Origin of the sequence: Streptomyces sp. DH24 (genome assembly GCF_029813775.1) — a bacterium.
Classification (GTDB): domain Bacteria; phylum Actinomycetota; class Actinomycetes; order Streptomycetales; family Streptomycetaceae; genus Streptomyces.
Genome location: NZ_JARVKW010000007.1, coordinates 194980 through 215328, shown reverse-complemented (window position 1 = coordinate 215328; position 20349 = coordinate 194980). Strand labels below are relative to the sequence as shown.

The window sequence follows — 20349 nt, the reverse complement described above, 5'->3', positions numbered from 1 at the left end:
GAAACGGGGGACGTCCGTGGCATGACGTACGTTCGTGGGGCAAGGGGCGGGAGTGCCACGAGCGTCGCCGGGGAAGAAGCGGAAGCCCTGCTTCCGTGCCTCTCGGCGGCGTAGCGTCGGCTGCGCGTGCCCCACCGACCCCGCCGCCACCGCCGTGCACGCGGTGGTGGGGCCACCAGCACACCCACCAGGACCGGCGAACCACGTGAGCTCCTCATCCTCCACCAGGCGCCTGTCGCACTCCCAGGTGCGACAGGGGAACCGTGGCGCTTACCGACTGGTGCGTACCCCGCCGGCCCGACCGGATCCCCCTCGTCTTGACGCCGCACAGCGCTCCGTGGTTGACCACGTGACCGGACCGTTGCTCGTCCTCGCGGGCCCGGGCACCGGCAAGACCACCACGCTCGTCGAGTCCGTCGCCGCACGGATCGCCCGCGGCGCCGACCCCGAGCGGATCCTGGTGCTGACCTTCAGCCGCAAGGCCGCCGTCGAGCTGCGCGACCGCATGGCCCTGCGCATAGGCGCGGCGCGCGCCCCGCAGGCGACCACCTTCCACTCGTTCAGCTACGCGCTGGTCCGCGCCCACCAGGACAGCGACCTCTTCGTCGAGCCGCTGCGGCTGCTGTCCGGACCCGAGCAGGACGTCACCGTGCGTGAGCTGCTCGCCGGGCAGACGGACCTGGAGCGGCACGGCCTCGCGCACGTGCGCTGGCCCGACGAGCTCCGCGCCTGCCTGACCACCCGCGGCTTCGCCGACGAGGTCCGCGCCGTCCTCGCCCGCAGCCGCGAACTGGGCCTCGACCCCGGCTCCCTGGACGCCTTCGCCCGCCGCATCGGCCGCCCCGACTGGCGGGCCGCCGCCGCGTTCCTCGCCGAGTACCTCGACGTGCTCGACCTCCAGGGCGTCCTCGACTACGCCGAACTCGTCCACCGCGCGGTGCTCCTCGCCCGCCGCCCCGAGGCCGCACGCCGGCTCGCCGCCCAGTACGACGCCGTGTACGTCGACGAGTACCAGGACACCGACCCGGCCCAGGTGAGGCTGCTGCGCGCCCTCGCCGGCGGCGGCCGCACGCTGGTCGCCTTCGGTGACCCCGACCAGTCGATCTACGCGTTCCGGGGCGCCGACATGAACGGCATCCTGGACTTCCCGCACGCCTTCCCGCGCGCGGACGGCCGGCCCGCGCCCGTCGAGGTGCTGCGCACCTCCCGCCGCTCCGGCGCCGCGCTGCTCGCCGCCACGCGCCTGCTGACCCAGCGGATGCCGCTGCCCCGGCTGCCCGCCGACCAGGTGCGCGCCCACCGCGAGCTCACGCCGGTACGGGACGGCGGACGCGTCGAGGTGTACACGTACCCGACGGCCGGGACCGAGCTGGACAACATCGCCGACATCCTGCGCCGGGCGCACCTGGAGGACGGTGTCCCCTGGGGCGACATGGCCGTCCTGGTGCGCGCGGGCTCCCGCACCATCCCGGTGGTCCGCCGCGCGCTCACCTCGGCCGGTGTCCCGCTGGACATCGACGGCGACGACCTGCCGCTGCGGCACGAACCGGCGGTGGCGCCGCTGCTGACGGCGCTGCGGGCGGTGGCCACGGCGGAGGCGGCACGGGTCGCGGAGGCGGAGGCGGGGGCCGGGCGCGACGAGTCGGGAGACGTACAGGAAGACGTACAGGAAGACGCCGACCGGGGTGGCGCAGGCCTGGACACGGGCTCGGACGCGCGGGTTGGCGGGGCGGGCACCGGCTCCGACGCGCGGGTTGCCGGGGCGGACACGGGCCCCGATGCGCGGGTTGGCGGGGCGGACACCGGCTCCCACGCGCGTGTCGCGGAGGCGGACGCCGGCCTCGATGCCCGCGTCGCCGAGGCCAACTCCGGTCTCGACGCGCCGGCACGGAACGCCGGTGCCTGCTGGCTCGACACCGAGACCGCGCTCACCCTGCTCACGTCCCCGCTCGCCGGGATGGACGCCGCCGATCTGCGTCGCCTCGGGCGTGCCCTGCGCGACGAGGAGCGGGCCGCCGGAAACCCGCTGCCGCCGCCGTCGGACGAGCTGCTCGCGCGGGCGCTCGCCGAGCCGGAACGCCTGGCCGTGCACGACCCCGCGTACGCGCGTGGCGCCCAGCGGCTCGGCGCGCTGCTGCGCACGGCCCGCGAGCGCCTGGCCAGCGGCGGCACCGCCGAGGAGGCGCTGTGGGACCTGTGGGACGGCACACCCTGGCCCGCCCGCCTGGAGCGTGCCGCCCGCCGGGGCGGCGCCGCCGGACGCAACGCCGACCGCGACCTGGACGCCGTCTGCGCGCTGTTCGCGACCGCCGCGCGCGCGGAGGAGCGCACCGGCGGACGCGGCGCCCTGAACTTCCTCGCGGAGATCGACGCCGAGGACATCGCCGCCGACACCCTCACGCGGCGTGCCGTGCGCCCCGACGCCGTACGCCTGATGACCGCGCACCGTTCCAAGGGCCTGGAGTGGCGTCTGGTCGTCGTCGCCGGTGTCCAGGAGGGCCTGTGGCCGGACCTGCGCCGCCGCGGCTCCCTGCTGGAGGCCGACCGCATCGGCCGCGACGGACTCGCCGAGCCCCTCACCCCGGGCGCGCTGCTCGCCGAGGAGCGCCGTCTGTTCTACGTCGCCGCCACACGCGCGCGTGAACGCCTCGTCGTCACCGCCGTACAGGCACCCGCCGACGACGGCGACCAGCCCTCCCGCTTCCTGACCGAGCTCGGCGTGGAACCCAGGGACGTCACCGGGCGCCCGCGCCGCCCGCTGTCCGTCGCCGCGCTCGTCGCCGAGCTGCGCGCGACGACCGTCGACCCGCGCGTGTCCGACGCCCTCCGGGAGGCCGCCGCCCGCCGCCTCGCCCGTCTCGCCGCCCTCGCCGACGAGGACGGCCGCCCGCTGGTGCCGGCCGCGCACCCCTACCGCTGGTGGGGCATGTTCGAGCCGACCGAGTCGAAGGTGCCGCTGCGCGACCGCGACCAGCCCGTCGTGCTCTCCGGCAGCGCACTCGACCAGCTCGCCAACACCTGCTCCCTGCAGTGGTTCCTGGGCCGCGAGGTGAAGGCCGACGCGCCCGCCACCGCCGCGCAGGGCTTCGGCAACGTCGTCCACGTCCTCGCCGACGAGGTCGCCTCCGGGCACACCCCGGCGGACCTCGACGTCCTCATGGAGCGCCTGGACTCCGTGTGGAACGCGCTCGCCTTCGACGCGCCGTGGAAGTCGGCGCAGGAGAAGGAGAACGCGCGCGTGGCGCTCGAACGCTTCCTGAAGTGGCACGTCATGGACCGCGCGGGCCGCACACCGGTGGCCAGCGAACACGACTTCGACGTCACCCTGGGGGCGGGCGACTACGAGGTCCGCATCCGCGGCCAGATGGACCGGGTCGAGACCGACGGCGACGGCCGCGCCTACGTCGTCGACTTCAAGACCGGCAAGCAGGCGCCCACCGCCGCCGAGACGGCCCGTCATCCGCAGCTCGCCGTGTACCAGCTCGCGGTGCGCGAGGGAGCCGTGGACGAGGTCTTCGACGGGGCGCGCCCCGAGCCGGGCGGCGCCGAACTCGTCCAGTTGCGGCAGGGCGCCGCCAAGCGCGACGGCGGCGAGACCCTGCCCAAGGTCCAGGCGCAGCAGCCCCTGGAGGGGGAGTGGATCGGCGAACTGCTCGCCACGGCCGCCGGCAAGGTGCTCGACGAGCGGTTCACACCGACGGCGGGCCAGCACTGCACGCACTGCGCGTTCCGGGCGTCGTGCAGCGCGCGGCCCGAGGGGCGGCACGTCGTGGAGTGAGCGCAGCGGTGTGACCGGTCGCACCACCCGTGCCGGCCTGCGCTTCTCCCGGCCCGGCGGCCGATCCGTCATCCGTTGTCAGTGGCCGCCGCTAGCCTCTCTGAGGTGCCCGCTCGTATCACCGATCCCGATCAGCTCAAGGAGCTCCTCGGCATCCCGTTCACGCCGGAGCAGACGGCCTGCATCACCGCGCCGCCTGCTCCGCAGGTGATCGTGGCCGGCGCCGGGTCGGGCAAGACCACGGTGATGGCGGCGCGCGTCGTCTGGCTGGTCGGCACCGGCCAGGTCGCCCCCGAGCAGGTCCTTGGCCTCACCTTCACCAACAAGGCCGCCGGCGAACTCGCCGAACGCGTCCGCACGGCACTCATCAAGGCCGGCGTCACCGACCCCGACGCCATCGACCCGGACAACCCTCCGGGCGAGCCGGTGATCTCCACGTACCACGCCTTCGCGGGCCGCCTGCTGACCGACCACGGGCTGCGCATCGGCCTGGAGCCGACCTCCCGCCTGCTCGCCGACGCCACGCGCTACCAGCTCGCGGCGCGCGTGCTGCGCGAGGCCCCCGGCCCCTACCCGGCCCTGACCCGCTCCTTCGCGGACCTGGTGAGCGACCTCCTCGCCCTCGACTCCGAACTCGCCGAACACCTCGTACGGCCCCAGGACCTGCGCGCCTGGGACGCCGATCTGCTGCGCACCCTGGAAGGCACCAGACTCGGCAACGCCGACCTGCGCAAGGTCCCCGAGGCCGCCGCCGCCCGCCGCGAACTCGCCGATCTGGTGATGCGCTACCGGGCCGCCAAACGGGAACGCGACCTGCTCGACTTCGGCGACCAGATCGCCCTGTCGGCGACCCTCGCGCAGACCCGCCCCGAGGTCGGCGAGATCCTGCGCGACGAGTTCCGCGTCGTCCTCCTGGACGAGTACCAGGACACCTCGGTGGCCCAGCGTCTGCTGCTGGCCGGCCTGTTCGGGGCCGGCACCGGCCACCCGGTGACCGCCGTCGGCGACCCCTGCCAGGCGATCTACGGCTGGCGCGGCGCCTCCGTCGCCAACCTCGACGACTTCCCCGAGCACTTCGCCCACGCCGACGGCCGCCCCGCCACCCGCCAGGCCCTCAGCGAGAACCGCCGCAGCGGCGGCCGCCTCCTCGACCTCGCCAACGGCCTCGCCGAACCGCTGCGCGCCATGCACGCGGGCGTGGAGGCCCTGCGCCCCGCCCCCGGCGCCGAACGCGACGGCCTGGTCCGCTGCGCCCTGCTGCGCACCCACGCCGAGGAGATCGAGTGGGTCGCCGACTCGATCGCCCACCTCGTGAACACCGGCAAGGCGCCCGGCGAGATCGCCGTCCTGTGCCGGACCGCGACCGACTTCGCCGAGATCCAGGCCGCGCTCGTCGCCCGGGACGTCCCCGTCGAGGTCGTCGGCCTGTCCGGGCTGCTGCACCTGCCCGAGATCGCCGACCTCGTCGCCGTCTGCGAAGTGCTCCAGGACCCGGGCGCCAACGCCGCCCTGGTGCGGCTGCTGACCGGGCCGCGCTGGCGCATCGGCCCGCGCGACCTCGCCCTCCTCGGGCGCCGCGCCCGGCTGCTCGTGTCGCACGCGCGCGTGGACGACGACGACCCGGACCGGCGGCTCGCCGCGGCCGTCGAGGGCGTCGACCCGGCCGAGGTGATCTCGCTCGCGGACGCCCTCGACACGTTCCTGGAGACGCCGTTCGACGGCCGGGGCGACGACGACGGGCTGCCGTTCTCGTCGGACGCGCGCGTGCGGTTCGCCCGGCTCGCCGCCGAGCTGCGCGACCTGCGCCGCTCGCTGTCCGACCCGCTCATGGACGTCCTGCACCGCGTCCTCGCCGTCACCGGCCTCGAGGTCGAGCTGTCGGCGTCGCCGCACGCGCTGGCCGCCCGCCGCCGCGAGACCCTGTCGAACTTCCTCGACGTCGCCGCCTCCTTCGCCGCCGGCGACGGCGAGGCGACCCTGCTGGCCTTCCTGGGCTTCCTGCGCACCGCCGCGCAGTACGAGAAGGGCCTCGACAACGCCCTGCCCGGCGGCGAGAACACCGTGAAGGTGCTCACCGCCCACAAGTCCAAGGGCCTGGAGTGGGACGTCGTGGCCGTCCCCGGCCTGGTCACCGGCACCTTCCCCAGCAGCAAGGGCCGCGAGAAGTGGACCGCGCAGGGCAAGGTGCTGCCGCACGAGCTGCGCGGCGACGCGGACACGCTGCCCGACGTCGCCTCGTGGGACGCGCGCGGTCTGAAGGCCTTCCAGGAAGCCATGAAGGAGCACCAGCACACCGAGGAACTCCGCCTCGGATACGTCACCTTCACGCGGCCACGCTCCCTGCTCCTCGGCTCCGGCCACTGGTGGGGGCCCGCCCAGAAGAAGCCGCGCGGGCCGTCCCCGTTCCTGGAAGCCCTGTACGAGCACTGCGCCGCCGGACACGGCGAGATCGAGGCCTGGGCCGACGAACCCGCCGAGGACGAGGAGAACCCCGCCCTGCACCGGGCGACCGCCGACCAGGTGTGGCCGCTGCCCCTGGACGCCACGGCGCTGGCCAGGCGCCGGGCAGCCGCCGAGACCGTACTGGCCCACCTGGACTCCCTGGCGGCCTCCCAAGACGACGGCGACGGCCACCCTGCCGCCACCCACGACCCGGACACCTACGAGGACCCCGACTGGCCCCCGCCGCCGGACGACGAGATCCCGGTCACCGAGGACGACCCCTTCGCCGCCGACCCCTTCGAGGAGGAACCGGCCGACTGGGACACCTGGACCACGGACCGCCCGACCGTCCCCCACCAGGCGACCGCACCGGAGGCCCACCACGGGCCCGGCGCACCCGAGGACACCCGGTCCGGCCGGCTGCGGCCCGCGGGTGAGCCTCCGCGGTCCGCCCACGAGTCCCCGCAGACCGGCGGGCAGCCCGCGCGCGCCCCCCTCACCCCCGAGGAGACCCGCGTCGTCGCCTCCTGGGACCGCGACCTCGACGCCCTCGCCGGTGAACTCCTGCGCGCCCGCGAGAGCGTCACCGACGTCCCCCTCCCGGCGTCGCTCACCGCTTCCCAGCTGCTGCGCCTGGCCGCCGACCCGGACGGCCTCGCGCAGGAACTGGCCCGCCCCATGCCCCGCCCGCCGCAGCCCGCCGCCCGCCGCGGCACCCGGTTCCACGCCTGGATCGAGGCCCGCTTCGAGGAACTGACCCTGCCCATGCTGGAACCCGAGGACCTGCCGGGCAGCGAGGCCGAGATCGCCGACGAGCGCGACCTCGAAGCCCTCAAGGACGCCTTCGAGCGCACCGAGTACGCGCACCGCACGCCCTACCGCGTGGAGGCCCCCTTCCAGCTCGCCCTCGCCGGCCGCGTCGTCCGGGGCCGGATCGACGCCGTCTACAAGGAGGGCGACGGGAAGCACGCGGCGTACGAGATCGTCGACTGGAAGACCGGCCGCGGCCGCACCGCCGACCCGCTCCAGCTCGCGGTGTACCGCCTCGCCTGGGCCGAGCAGCAGGGCGTTCCGCTCGAATCGGTCACGGCCGCGTTCCTGTACGTCCGCAGCGGAGAGGTCGTACGCCCGGACGGCCTGCCGGACCGCGCGGCCCTGGAGCGGCTGCTGCTGGGGGAGCCGTCCGGTGAGGAACCGCACTCCGAGGATGCCGGCGCGGGCCGATAGGCTCGTGACCATGAGCCAGCCCGTTGACAGTGCCGTCAGCGCCGTCCGTACGTACATCGAGCAGCACCGCACCGCCTTCCTCGACGACCTCGCCGAGTGGCTGCGCATCCCGTCCGTGTCGGCCCAGCCCGGCCACGCGGCGGACGTACGGCGCAGCGCCGACTGGCTCGCCGCCAAGCTGAAGGAGACCGGCTTCCCGACGGCGGAGGTCTGGCAGACGCCCGGCGCCCCGGCCGTGTTCGCCGAGTGGCCCTGCGCCGACCCCGAGGCGCCCACGGTTCTCGTCTACGGCCATCACGACGTGCAGCCCGCCGCCCGCGAGGACGGCTGGGACAGCGACCCCTTCGAGCCCGTCGTCCGCGGAAACCGCCTCTACGCGCGCGGGGCCGCCGACGACAAGGGCCAGGTGTTCTTCCACACACTCGGCGTCCGTGCCCACCTCGCCGCGACCGGCCGTACCGCCCCCGCGGTCCACCTGAAGCTGCTCGTCGAGGGCGAGGAGGAGTCCGGCTCGCCGCACTTCCGGGCGCTGGTCGAGCAGCACGCCGACCGCCTCGCCGCCGACGCCGTGATCGTCTCCGACACGGGCATGTGGTCCGAGGACACCCCCACCGTGTGCACCGGCATGCGCGGCCTCGCCGAGTGCGAGATCCGGCTGCACGGCCCCGACCAGGACATCCACTCCGGTTCCTTCGGCGGCGCCGTGCCCAACCCGGCCACCGCCGTAGCCCGCCTGGTCGCCGCCCTGCACGACGAGCACGCACGCGTGGCCGTCCCCGGCTTCTACGACGGCGTGATCGAACTGACCGACCGGGAGCGCGAACTCTTCGCCGAGCTGCCCTTCGACGAGCAGCGGTGGCTCGGCGCCGCCAAGTCGCACGCCACCCACGGCGAGGCCGGACACACCACCCTGGAGCGCATCTGGGCCCGGCCCACCGCCGAGGTCAACGGCATCGGCGGCGGCTACCAGGGCCCCGGCAGCAAGACGATCATCCCGTCCTCCGCGATGGTGAAGCTGTCGTTCCGGCTCGTCGCCGGCCAGGACCCCGGCCACATCGAGAAGGCCGTCCGGGCCTGGGCCGAGGAACAGGTGCCCGCCGGGGTCCGCTGCGACATCACGTTCGCCGCGGCCACGCGCCCGTGCCTGACCCCGCTGGACCACCCGGCGCTGCAGTCCGTCGTCCGCGCCATGGGCCGGGCCTTCGACAAGCCCGTCCGCTACACGCGCGAAGGCGGCTCCGGACCCGCCGCCGACCTCCAGGAGGTCCTCGGCGCCCCGGTGCTCTTCCTGGGCATCTCGGTCCCCTCCGACGGCTGGCACGCTCCGAACGAGAAGGTGGAGCTCGACCTCCTCCTCAAGGGAGCCGAGACGAGCGCGTACCTGTGGGGCGACCTCGCCGAGCACTGGAGGCAGGAGCCCTGAGCCCCCCGAACCGTCCGGAGCGGTACCCCGCGCGGGGCACACTGGGAGGGCCGCCCCGCCCGACCCGGCCCGCACAGGCCCCGCCCGCCTCCCGCCGCACTGCCAGCTGAACCACCGAACCAAACCGTTCCACCGGGGGAGATGGAAGCACCCGTGACCACCTGGACCGACCACACCGCCGACCGCCCCATCTCACTCACCGCCCCGAGCGGCATCGACCGGGCCGCCCACCACCGGCTCGACGAGGCCTGGCTCGCGGCGGCATGGAGCCACCCCACGACGCGCTGCTTCGTCGTCTCCGGCGGCCAGGTCCTCATCGACGAGACGCCGGACGGGCGCACCGAACTCGTCATGACCCCGTCCTTCGAGGCCCCGCTCACCGAAGCGCACCGCTACTTCCTCGGCATCGACGAGGACGGCGTGCGGTACTTCGCCCTCCAGAAGGACTCGCTGCCCGGACGCATGGACCAGTCCGCCCGCGCCGCAGGCCTGCGCGAGGCGGGCCTGCTGCTGTCGCCCCGCGACGCCGGCCTGATGGTGCACGCGGTCGGCCTGGAGAACTGGCAGCGCACGCACCGCTTCTGCTCACGCTGCGGCGAGCGCACCGTCATCGCCGCCGCCGGACACATCCGCCGCTGCCCCGCCTGCGGCGCCGAGCACTACCCGCGCACCGACCCCGCCGTGATCATGGCCGTCACCGACGAGGACGACCGCATCCTGCTCGGCCGCCAGGTGCACTGGCCCGAGGGCCGCTTCTCGACGCTCGCCGGTTTCGTCGAACCCGGCGAGTCCATCGAGCAGTCGGTGCGCCGCGAGGTCTACGAGGAGGCAGGCGTCACCGTCGGACACGTCAAGTACGTCGCCAGCCAGCCCTGGCCGTTCCCGTCGAGCCTCATGCTGGGCTTCGTGGCCCGCGCCACGTCCACCGCCATCGACGTGGACGGGGACGAGATCCACGAGGCCCGCTGGTTCTCCCGGGACGAACTCGACGCCGCCTTCGAGTCCGGCGAGGTCCTCCCGCCGTACGGCATCTCCATCGCGGCCCGCCTGATCGAGCTCTGGTACGGCAAGCCCCTGCCGACGCGCGGCGTCTGAGCACACGCGCGCGGGCCGCGCGGCCCGCGCGAAGGCCCCGGCCGGCTGTCTCGCCGACCGGGGCCTTCGCACGCGCGTCCCGGGATGGTCAGGCGCCGAGGGCCTGCTTGACCTGCGCCAGGCTCGGGTTCGTCATCACGACCTCGTCGCCGCCCGCGGTGGGAAGCACCCGGACCGTCGGCACGGTCTGGTTCCCGCCGTTCGCCTTCTCCACGAAGGCCGCGGACTCCGGGTCCTGCTCGATGTTGATCTCGGTGTACGCGATGCCCTCGCGGTCCAGCTGACTCTTCAGCCTGCGGCAGTAGCCGCACCACGTGGTGCTGTACATCGTCACAGTGCCCGACCTGTCTTCTCGCGCTCCTTCGGCGGCTCGGGTATGCGTGGTGGTCGCAGTGGAGGAACGTACGTGACCGCGCAGCCATTCCCGCCCGGAGACGGGACGGGACGCTGCGTGACGTGACGCCTGCCGCATTAGTACGACCGCGAGGCCGAGCCTGTGGACAACCGGCTCACCCGTCTCCGGCGACCTGGCAGCATGGCTGTGTGACAGCAGCAACGCACTCCCCTCTCTTCCCGCAGGTACCGGACACGGCCGACGCGGTGCTCGAAGAGCTCGACCCCGAGCAGCGCGAAGTGGCCACCGCCCTGCACGGACCGGTGTGCGTGCTGGCGGGCGCCGGCACCGGCAAGACCCGGGCGATCACCCACCGGATCGCCTACGGCGTCCGCGCCGGAATCCTCCAGCCCTCCAGCGTGCTCGCCGTCACCTTCACCAACCGCGCAGCCGGAGAGATGCGCGGCCGGCTGCGCCAGCTCGGCGCCCAGGGCGTCCAGGCGCGCACGTTCCACTCGGCGGCGCTCCGTCAGCTCCAGTACTTCTGGCCGAAGGCGATCGGCGGCTCCATGCCCCGGCTCGTGGACCGCAAGATCAAGCTCGTCGCCGACGCGGCGGCCGCCTGCCGGATCCGCCTCGACCGCGGCGAGCTGCGTGACGTGACCGCGGAGATCGAGTGGTCCAAGGTCACCCAGACCGTCCCCTCCGACTACGTGCTCGCCGCCGCCAAGGCCGGCCGCGAGGCACCCCGCGCCCCGGCCGAGATCGCCCAGCTCTACGCCGCCTACGAGGACCTCAAGCGCGAGCGCGCCGTCATCGACTTCGAGGACGTGCTGCTGCTGACCGTGGCCGTCCTCCAGGACCGGCAGGACATCGCCGACCAGGTCCGCTCCCAGTACCAGCACTTCGTGGTCGACGAGTACCAGGACGTCAGCCCACTCCAGCAGCGCCTGCTGGAGCTGTGGCTCGGCGACCGGGACAACCTGTGCGTGGTCGGCGACGCCAGCCAGACGATCTACTCGTTCACCGGGGCAACCCCCGACCACCTCCTCGACTTCCGCACCCGCCACCCCGGCGCCACCGTCGTCAAGCTGGTCCGCGACTACCGCTCCACCCCCCAGGTCGTCCACCTCGCCAACGGCCTGCTCGCCCAGGCCCGCGGCCGCGCCGCCGACCACCGGCTGGAGCTCGTCTCCCAGCGCGCCCCGGGCCCCGAGCCCGTCTACACCGAGTACACCGACGAACCCGCCGAGGCCGAGGGCGCCGCCCGCCGCATCCGGGAACTCATCGCCTCCGGGGTGCCGGCCAGCGAGATCGCCGTCCTGTTCCGCACGAACTCCCAGTCCGAGACCTACGAACAGGCTCTCGCCGACGCCGGAGTGCCCTACCAACTGCGGGGCGCCGAGCGGTTCTTCGACCGGCCCGAGGTGCGCAAGGCCGGAATCGCCCTGCGTGGCGCGGCCCGCTTCGGCGGCAACGACTCCCTGCTCGACGACGTCGTCGACCTGCCCTCCCAGGTGCGTGCCGTCCTGTCGGGAGAGGGCTGGACGTCCGAGCCACCGGCCGGTTCCGGCGCCGTCAGAGAGCGCTGGGAATCCCTGGCCGCCCTGGTGAACCACGCGCACGACTTCGCCGCCGCCAGACCCGGCGCCACCCTGAGCGACCTCGTCGCCGAACTCGACGAGCGGGCGAGCGCCCAGCACGCCCCGACCGTGCAGGGCGTCACCCTCGCCTCCCTGCACTCCGCCAAGGGCCTGGAGTGGGACGTGGTGTTCCTGGTCGGTGTCGCCGAGGGCATGATGCCGATCACCTACGCGAAGACCGACGAGCAGATCGAGGAGGAGCGCCGCCTCCTCTATGTAGGCGTCACCCGCGCCCGCGAGCGCCTGTACCTGTCCTGGGCGCTGTCCCGCGCTCCGGGCGGGCGGGCCAACCGCCGCCCCAGCCGGTTCCTCGACGGGCTGCGCCCCGGCTCGGCCGGGGCGGCGGGCCGCAGCGCCGCGGGCAGGGCGGGCGGCGTCGAGCGCGGCTTCACGCCCACCGCGGGCGTCGCGCCCCGGCGGACGCAGCGCGCCCCGGCCCGCTGCCGGGTCTGCGGCCGCACGCTCACCGACGCCGGCGAGATGAAACTGATGCGCTGTGAGGACTGTCCCTCCGACATGGACGAGGGCCTCTACGAGCGGCTGCGCGAGTGGCGTGCCGTCCAGGCGCGGCGCAGCGGGCAGCCCGCCTTCTGCGTCTTCACCGACAAGACCCTCATGGCGATCGCCGAGACGGGCCCCGAGGACGAGCACGAGCTGGCACGGATCCCGGGTGTCGGCATGCGCAAGCTCAACCGCTACGGCGCGGACGTCCTCGCCCTGTGCGCAGGTCAGGACCTCGCGTTCGACGACGAGGACGGCGGGACGACGTCTGATACGAACTCGTCGAAAAAATAGTTTGCGCCTGCCCCAGCAATCCCCATAGGTTCTTAGGCACGGGAACGGAGGCCTTCTCGTAGGCCCTGATTCCGTGTTGTACTTGCATATCCGCGGACTGGTTCACCCCAGTCCCCCGAGACGCCGAGAGGAGGCGAGTCCTGTGATCAGCATCAACACCAGCTCCTTCAGCACCGTGAAAATGACCGATCGCTCGGTCGTCGCCTCCACCTGCCTGCTCGGCGCCTCCAACCCGGGCACCGGTCTGTCCGGCATTCGTGCCGCCCGTCCGGCGTCCGCCGTGTCTCCCGCGGGTCTTCCCGTCCGTGAGCGCAATGAGCGACCGACCAAGGCACTGGAAGCGGCAGTAGTGGCACAGGCCCAGGCCTATGCCTTTACGGCGACCGGTGCCGCATTCCGGAAGCAGACGACGCAGCACCACCTGATGTGGGCCTTCCGTGGGCCAGAACCCTGGAGTGATCCAGCCTGATCGCCGATCAGGCCGGCGCCTTCAGGGCCGCGGAACCCCACCCGGGATCCGCGGCCCTTCTGTTTGTCCCCGAACGTGGACAACAGAGCGAAGGAGCCTCGGGACAAGAAAAGAACCCGGTACCCAGCCGCCCCCGGCCGACCCGGCCGGAACGACCAGACGAGGAAGACGAACCGTGCAACTCGAAGCGCACGCCCCGTCCGTACCGCCTTCCGACACGATCCCCAAGCCCGGCCTCACGGAGGACTCCACCTTGACTCCGCTCACCGCGCTCACCGCGCTCGACGACGCCATCGAGAACCTCGGCGTACCCGTCCCCTGCCGTTCCTACGACCCGGAGGTCTTCTTCGCCGAGTCGCCGGCCGATGTCGAGTACGCCAAGTCCCTCTGCCGCACCTGCCCGCTGATGGAGGCCTGCCTCGCCGGCGCGAAGGAGCGGCGTGAGCCCTGGGGCGTCTGGGGTGGCGAGCTGTTCGTCCAGGGTGTTGTCGTCGCCCGGAAGCGGCCGCGTGGCCGCCCGCGCAAGAACCCGGTCACAGCATGAACACCGCAGGAACGATCGACCGCCCCCTCACGCACGACCCCAAGAAGCAGGCCCCGATGAAGCCGTCCACTTACGAGCCCGCAGGTTCCGCGACCGAAGACGTCACCCTCAGCGATGCGAATGACTCGCGTCAGAACAGGACCCGAGAGATGCAACTCATCCCAGAAGCCCTGGCACGTGCGCATATGCACGAGCGCCTGCACGAGGCCGAGGCGGAGCGTCAGGCCGTGCGCCTGGCGGCCGCCCGCCGGATGCAGCGCCGGGCGGAGCGCGCCTCCCTGCGCGCCCGCCGTGCGCTCGCCATGGCCGTCATGCAGTAACCACGCACACCTGAAGCGGTGACCTCCCGGCCCGGGAGGTGAGCTTTCCCCGCGGGGGCCGGTCCGGCCGAACGGACCGGCCCCCGCGATGCGTTGTGCCACCGGCGGGTTCGGAGTCCGGTGGCCCAGCCGCTCAGTGGCTCCGGCCCGGTGCCTGGCTGCGGGCCCATCCGCTCAGTGGCGTCGGCCGGGTGCCCGCCGGTCCGGAGCCCGTCGGCCCGGAGCCCGCCGACCCACCGCCCCGACGTCACGCGGGGGCGGCCGACTCCTCCTCGTCCGTGTCCGCCACGAAGTCCGTGTCCTCCACGAAGCCCGGCAGCCACTCCTCCAGTTCCTCCCGCATCCGCACCGTCGCGCCCAGCTGGCACAGCACACCGATCGTGCTCAGCGTCACCCGGTGGATCAGGAGGTAGGCCGGGGGCAGGTTGAGCTGCTTGGCCAACTGGTAGGCGGGGGAGCGGGGGTCGGCTATGCGGGCCGCCTGGCCGCGCATCCAGCCCCGGCTGAAGGTGAACGCCTCGGCCTGTGCCGGCTCGATGATCGGCAGCAGGTAGTCGAGGACCGCGTCGGGGTCCAGCTCTATGGACTCCTTGACGAAGCCCTCCGCGCAGAGCATCTCGTAGACGGCCTCCGCCTCGCCGTCGAGCGTCATCCGCAAGGACTCGCCGATCGGCAGCGGCAGGCCGCCGGGCAGGCGGTCGACGGTGCCGAAGTCCAGGACACCCAGGCGCCAGTCGTCGTCGCCGTCGGGTCCGCCGGGCAGCAGACGGAAGTTCCCCGGGTGGGGGTCGGCGTGCAGCAGGCCGGTGCGGGCCGGGCCGGAGAACAGGAAACGGGTGAGCAGCTGACCCGCCCGGTTGCGCTGCTCGTCGGTGCCGTCCGCGATCACCTCGGACAGCGGAACGCCGTCCATCCACTCGGTGACGAGGACCTGCTCGCCCTGGTGGACCACGGCCGGAACCACGATGTCCGGGTCGTCCGCGAACTCCTCGGCGTGCGTCTGCTGGGCCTGCGCCTCCAGGGCGTAGTCCAGTTCCTCCGAGACCCGGTCCTTCAGCTCCGCGATCAGCGGCTTGATGTCCATGCCGGGCACGAGCGGGCCCAACAGGCGGGCGAAGCGGCTCAGTTGGTTCAGGTCGGACAACAGGGCCTCGCCCGCGCCGGGGTACTGCACCTTGACGGCCACCTCGCGGCCGTCGTGCCACACCCCGCGGTGCACCTGGCCGATCGACGCCGCTGCCGCGGGCTTGTCCTCGAACTCCAGGAACAGCTCGCGCCAGTCCGCGCCGAGCCGCTCCTCGAGCACCGCGTGCACCGTGCGGGTCGGCATCGGCGGTGCCGCGTCCTGGAGCTTCGTCAGCGCCGCGCGGTAGGGACCGGCGACCTCCTCGGGAAGGGCCGACTCGAAGACGGACATCGCCTGGCCGAACTTCATCGCGCCGCCCTTGAGCTCGCCGAGCACCTTGAAAAGCTGGTCGGCGGTGCGCTGCTGGAGCTCACGGCCGACGAGCTCGGCGGACTCGCCGACGATCCGCTTGCCCAGTCCCCAGGTGGCCCGGCCGGCGAAGCCGAGCGGGAGCGCGGCGAGCTTGGCGGTCCGGGTGACCGCCTTGCGGGGAAGATCAGACATGCGCCCTCCAGGTCCCAGCCAGCCGCGCCGCGTCTGCCTGACGATGAAGCTGTTCTGACGGCAGTTGCTCTGCCATTGTCTCGTGCCACTGCCCGTTCTTTGAGGTGTGTTCCTGGTTACCTTTCTGCGCCGCTCCGCACGGGCACGCGGGGTGCGCCCGAACCGGCCGCGCACGCCATCGCAGGTCCGGCACGGAGACCTCCCAACGCGCTCCGGCCGCCGACGGTACCCGGCCGTCCAGGAAGGCGAGCGCGTGAGCCGCCGCCAGCCCTGCCACGGACGTCGCGAGGGTCAGATCGCAGGCGCGCACCTGGCGCGGCTTCGCGGACCGCCACTGGGCGAGCAGGCGGGGCCAGGCCTCGTCCCGGTCGGTGCGCTCCTCCTGCAGACAGCCGGCGCAGCCCGTCTCACCTGGCAGGACGAGCGGACCGACGACGCCCGTTCCCTCCACGACGCCGGCGTACAGATGGGGCGTGCCGGACGCCATGAGCGGTTCCGCCGCCGCCGGGTCGGGCGCGTACACGGCGACGTCGTCCCGAGGGGCGACGACCACCAGCGAGAAGCCCGGCTCGGGTTCCTCAAGCGGCGACCGCGGGCCCCGACGTGCGGGACGGTCCGGGGCGGCGTCGCGCACCACACGTCGGGCCGCCTCGGCCCTGCGGTCGCCGACGGCCTCGGCCGGCAGCCCGCCCGGTGCGACGTCCCACGGCTCGACGCGGCCGCAGTCCCGCACGTCGACCTCCCCGACACCGGCTCCGGACAGCAGCGCGGCCAGCACCGCGCCGACCCGGCCCGCGCCCCGCACCCGCACCCGCAGCGAGGCGCGCGCGGCCAGCCGCTTCGTCGCGTCGCCCGGCTCCGACGTGATCAGGGACAGGGAGGCCAGGTCGGGACGCAGCCGGTCGAGGACGTCCTTCTTCTCCCGCAGGGCGGCGGCGGCCGGTCCGCCGCCTCTCGCGTCGTCGAGCAGCCCGGCCCGGCTCAGCCGCGTCACCAGCCGGTCGACATGGCCGTCCGGCAGATCCATCCGCCGCCCCTCCTCGCGCAGAAGGGGGAGCCCTCGGGTGCCGTTGAGCAACTCCAGGAAGCTGCCCGTCGCCGTGTCGACCGGGCCGAGCGTCAGCGCGTGCGCCGGACTCATCCCGAACTGCACCGTATTGAGATCGCGCCAGCCACGCCTGAGCGCGGGCTTCACCACTGGATGCATCGCAGGCCCCCGTATGCCACTGAACGTCCCCGTGCGCCGGTCGGGCTCGGTCGAAGCCGCCCCGGCGATGGCCAGCATGCCCGACCCGGCCGATCGGACGTCGAGAGTTGTCCACAGGCAAGGAGATTCGTCGTACAAATCGGCCGCGTCGGTCGGTCCCGTCGTCCCGGCGCGTCAGTCGTACAAATCAAACGCTCGGTGGGGGATCGGTACGGAAGGCCTCCGGAGCCGGGACTTCCCCCATACCCACCGGGTACGGTCGGGGCGTGTCCGCCGACCCACTGCACCGCGCCGGAAGCCCACAGCGCAGCACGACGAGCCCACCGCCCAGCGGCTCGAAGGCGAGCGCGATCGAGGTGCGCAGGAGCTCCCGCCGACGCAGGACGGTCTCCGCGTACCGCGAGGGTGATCGCACCGTCGTGCTCATCCCCGCCCGGATGTCCGAGGCGGAGGAGCAGCGCTGGGTGAACGTCATGCTGGACAAACTCGCCGCCCAGGAGAGCAGACGGGTGCTCGGCGACGCCGAGCTGGCCGAGCGCGCCGAGCGGCTCTCCGAGCAGTACTTCGACGGCCGCGCCAGGCCGAACTCGGTCCGCTGGGTCACCAACCAGAACACCCGGTGGGGCTCGTGCACGCCGGCCGAGGGCAGCATCCGTCTGTCGCACCGGCTGCAGGGCATGCCCGAGTACGTCGTCGACTACGTCCTCCTGCACGAGCTGGCCCACCTTCTGGTCCCCGGCCACGGTCCGCGTTTCTGGCGGCTGCTGGACGCCTATCCGCGCACCGAGCGGGCCCGCGGCTACCTCGAAGGGGTCGTGGCCGCCGACCGGCTGCCGCACGTGCCCGGCGCGCGCGGAGAGTGATCGAGTACCCGAAGGTGCGGTCCGGCACGACCGGGCGCGCGTTGTGTACCGGGTCTGTACCGACATCGTTCGGTGTCCGGTTTTGCCGTTAGCCTGACGCGACGCACTCACTTCGGGATGGGGGACGGTCGTTACGCATGGCCAGGGAATTCCAACGCGGCCACAAGGCCAGGGTCAGTGATCTCACGGCGGGAACGGATCTGTACGTAGGCGTGCAGATCTCCGGGCCCGGGCTGAGTTTCGACATCAGCTGCTTCGGTCTCGACGCGAGCGAGCGGCTCTCCGACGACCGGTACTTCATCTTCTACAACCAGCCGAAGTCGCCCGAGGAGTCCATCCAGCTCCTCGGCGCGCAGGCCGGTGACACCGAGTCCTTCCGCGTCACCCTCGACCGGATCCCGCCGCAGATCCAGAAGCTGTCCTTCACGGCGACGATCGACGGCGCCGGACAGATGTCGCAGGTCGGCCCCGGCTACCTCCGCATCGTCGCGGGCGGTGAGGAAGTGGCCCGATACCCGTTCAGCGGCGCGGAGTTCAGCACCGAGCGTGCCGTGATGCTGGGCGACTTCTACCTGAAGGACGTGTGGCGCTTCGCCGCCGTCGGCCAGGGCTTCGACGGTGGCCTCGACGCACTGCTGAAGAACTTCGGCGGAGAGGTGGCCGAGGAGGAGACGCCCGCCGCGCCGCAGACGCAGGCACCGGCTGGCGCCGGCCCCGGTTTCGCGCCGCCCGGCGGACAGTCGGCGGCGCCGCCCGCCTTCGGCGCTCCCGGCGGCCCCGCGCCCGCGCCCACCCCGGCGCCCGCGCCGGCGCCCTTCGCGCCCCCGCCGGGTGCCACGCCTCCGCCGCCCGGCGCGACGCCGCCCGTGCACACGGCGCCGACCATCGTCGCGCCCATGCACACCCCGCCCGGCGGCTCCCCGGTGCCGCCCCCGGCCCCGGCACCCGCGCCCTACGGCCAGCCCGGCCGGCAGCAGCCGCCCTACGGCCAGGCCCCCGCCCCCAGCGCTCCGCCGCCCCCGGGCTACGCCCAGCCGCAGGCCCCGCATGCCCCGGCCCCGCCGCCCGGCTACGGCCAGCCGACGCCGCCCCCCGGGTACGGGCAGCCGACCCCGCCGCCGGGTTACGGTCAGCAGCCGCCGTACGGCCAGCCCTCGGGCGCCCCGGGCCAGCCGGCGCCGCACGCGGTTCCCCAGGGCGCACCGCAGGGCCCCGGCGTGGCCGCCGCGCTCCAGCAGTTCCGGGAGACGCCCACCGGCCAGCGCTGGACGCCGCAGAACCGCAAGATGGTCCGCGTCGACCTCGGCGTCGGCGGGCAGTCCGTGCTGGCCCGGCAGGGCAGCATGGTGCTCTACCAGGGCAAGGTCGACTTCAGCTACAAGGGCGCCGGGTTCTCCGGCCGGATCGTGGGCAACGCGACCGGCCAGGAGATGCAGCTGATGCGCTGCTCCGGCCAGGGCCAGGTGTTCTTCGCCGAGGATTCGACCATGCTGCACCCCATCGAGCTCCAGGGCGACGCCGTGTGCGTCTCCGCGGAGAACGTCCTCGCGTTCGACGAGACCCTCCAGTACGAGGTCCGTCGCATCGAGGGGCACGGCATTCCGGGTGGCGCGCTGTTCACGATGCAGTTCCAGGGCACCGGCACGATCGTGGTGAAGACGCACGGCACCCCCGTGGTGCTGCCCGTCACGCCCACCACGTTCGCCGACTGCAACGCCGTGGTCGCCTGGTCGGCCGCCGCGCAGGTGGTCGTCTCCAGCCAGGTGCGACTGCGGCGCAACGCCTATCCCGGCGACACCGGCGAGAGCGTGAACCTGCAGTTCCGCGCGGCGCCCGGCAGCTTCGTCATCGTCCAGCCCTACGAGATCTGAGGGAGAGCCCGTTCATGAACCAGCCGCTCGCGGGCTACGCCCCCGCACCCGTCGCCGCCCGCATGGAGAACCACGGCAACCACATGCTGAAGGTCGCCATGCAGACCGGGCACGACCTCCTCGCGCGCGTGGGCTCGATGGTCGCCTACGAAGGCTTCGTCCAGTACGAGCCCAACCCGCCGGCCGTGCGCCAGATCGCCCGTGACTGGGTCACCGGCGAGGGCGCGCCCCTGATGAAGTGCTCCGGCGACGGCCTGCTCTACCTCGCCGACTACGGCGCGAACGTCGTCGTGATCAACCTCAACGGCGACGGGATCTCCGTCAACGCCACCAACCTGCTCGCCTTCGACGCGCACTTGCAGTGGGGCGTGGAGCGGGTCAAGGGCCTGGCGAAGTTCGCCGGGCAGGGCCTGTGGAACACCAGGATCTCCGGGCAGGGCTGGGTCGCGCTGACCTCCCGGGGCAAGCCCATCGTCGTCGACTGCGGCGGTGGCGAGGACGAGACGTACGTCGACCCGGACGCGCTCGTCGCCTGGTCCCCGAACCTCAAGGTGAAGGGCAAGCGCAGCTTCAAGGCGCAGTCGCTGATCGGCCGCGGCAGCGGCGAGGCCTACCAGATGGCCTTCTCCGGTCAGGGCATCGTCGTCGTCCAGCCCAGCGAGGACAGCACCGACCGTCTCCGGGTCCGGGGCTGAGGGGGAGCACCAC

14 protein-coding genes are annotated in these 20349 nt (G+C 73.4%); 11 read left to right on the top strand and 3 right to left on the bottom strand.

The window, feature by feature from the left end:
• Positions 1-205 precede the first annotated feature (205 nt).
• From QC282_RS08505 to nudC, 4 genes are all read left to right on the top strand, one after another.
• Positions 206-3778, top strand: coding sequence for an ATP-dependent DNA helicase (locus QC282_RS08505; protein WP_279548616.1), 3573 nt, complete (start codon positions 206-208; stop codon positions 3776-3778).
• 105 nt (positions 3779-3883) lie between these two features.
• Positions 3884-7447 (top strand): ATP-dependent DNA helicase, encoded by a 3564-nt coding sequence (locus QC282_RS08500; RefSeq protein ID WP_279548615.1) that lies wholly within the window; start codon positions 3884-3886, stop codon positions 7445-7447.
• Between the two features lie 10 nt (positions 7448-7457).
• A complete protein-coding gene (locus tag QC282_RS08495; protein WP_279548614.1) occupies positions 7458-8870 on the top strand; it encodes a dipeptidase in 1413 nt (470 codons plus the stop codon).
• A 141-nt stretch (positions 8871-9011) separates the two neighbouring features.
• Positions 9012-9965 carry an NAD(+) diphosphatase gene (gene nudC / locus QC282_RS08490; RefSeq protein WP_279548613.1) on the top strand — a complete coding sequence of 318 codons (954 nt, stop codon included), beginning with the start codon at positions 9012-9014 and terminating at the stop codon, positions 9963-9965.
• 88 nt (positions 9966-10053) lie between these two features.
• On the opposite strand, the gene QC282_RS08485 is transcribed toward nudC, so the two are convergent.
• Positions 10054-10293: a mycoredoxin gene (locus tag QC282_RS08485; protein ID WP_279548612.1), complete on the bottom strand. Its 240-nt coding sequence runs from the start codon at positions 10291-10293 to the stop codon at positions 10054-10056.
• 215 nt (positions 10294-10508) lie between these two features.
• On the opposite strand from QC282_RS08485, the gene QC282_RS08480 reads away from it, so the two are divergent.
• The 4 genes from QC282_RS08480 (at position 10509) to QC282_RS08465 (ending at position 14070) form a co-directional block, all read left to right on the top strand.
• Positions 10509-12737, top strand: coding sequence for an ATP-dependent DNA helicase UvrD2 (locus tag QC282_RS08480; RefSeq protein ID WP_279548611.1), 2229 nt, complete (start codon positions 10509-10511; stop codon positions 12735-12737).
• 142 nt (positions 12738-12879) lie between these two features.
• Positions 12880-13206: a hypothetical protein gene (locus QC282_RS08475; protein WP_279548610.1), complete on the top strand. Its 327-nt coding sequence runs from the start codon at positions 12880-12882 to the stop codon at positions 13204-13206.
• A 175-nt stretch (positions 13207-13381) separates the two neighbouring features.
• Positions 13382-13750, top strand: a complete 369-nt coding sequence (locus QC282_RS08470) for a WhiB family transcriptional regulator (RefSeq protein ID WP_019754617.1) — start codon at positions 13382-13384, stop codon at positions 13748-13750.
• Positions 13747-14070, top strand: a complete 324-nt coding sequence (locus tag QC282_RS08465; protein ID WP_279548609.1) for a hypothetical protein — start codon at positions 13747-13749, stop codon at positions 14068-14070. Before QC282_RS08470 ends, QC282_RS08465 begins: the two co-directional genes overlap by 4 nt.
• Before the next feature lie 247 nt (positions 14071-14317).
• Here the strand turns inward: QC282_RS08465 and QC282_RS08460 are convergent, their stop codons facing one another.
• Both QC282_RS08460 and QC282_RS08455 read right to left on the bottom strand, forming a co-directional pair.
• Entirely contained in the window at positions 14318-15700 is a 1383-nt protein-coding gene (locus QC282_RS08460; RefSeq protein ID WP_279548608.1) for an AarF/ABC1/UbiB kinase family protein, read from the bottom strand.
• Positions 15693-16907 carry a TOMM precursor leader peptide-binding protein gene (locus QC282_RS08455; RefSeq protein WP_279548607.1) on the bottom strand — a complete coding sequence of 405 codons (1215 nt, stop codon included), beginning with the start codon at positions 16905-16907 and terminating at the stop codon, positions 15693-15695. Before QC282_RS08455 ends, QC282_RS08460 begins: the two co-directional genes overlap by 8 nt.
• A 266-nt stretch (positions 16908-17173) precedes the next feature.
• Between QC282_RS08455 and QC282_RS08450 the strand changes: the two genes are divergently transcribed.
• The 3 genes from QC282_RS08450 to QC282_RS08440 all read left to right on the top strand — a co-directional run bounded on the left by QC282_RS08450 (position 17174) and on the right by QC282_RS08440 (position 20336).
• Entirely contained in the window at positions 17174-17770 is a 597-nt protein-coding gene (locus QC282_RS08450) for a M48 family metallopeptidase (protein WP_279548606.1), read from the top strand.
• A gap of 137 nt (positions 17771-17907) precedes the next feature.
• Positions 17908-19641: a TerD family protein gene (locus tag QC282_RS08445; protein ID WP_279548605.1), complete on the top strand. Its 1734-nt coding sequence runs from the start codon at positions 17908-17910 to the stop codon at positions 19639-19641.
• A gap of 14 nt (positions 19642-19655) precedes the next feature.
• Positions 19656-20336 carry an AIM24 family protein gene (locus QC282_RS08440; protein ID WP_279548604.1) on the top strand — a complete coding sequence of 227 codons (681 nt, stop codon included), beginning with the start codon at positions 19656-19658 and terminating at the stop codon, positions 20334-20336.
• Positions 20337-20349: the final 13 nt, after the last annotated feature.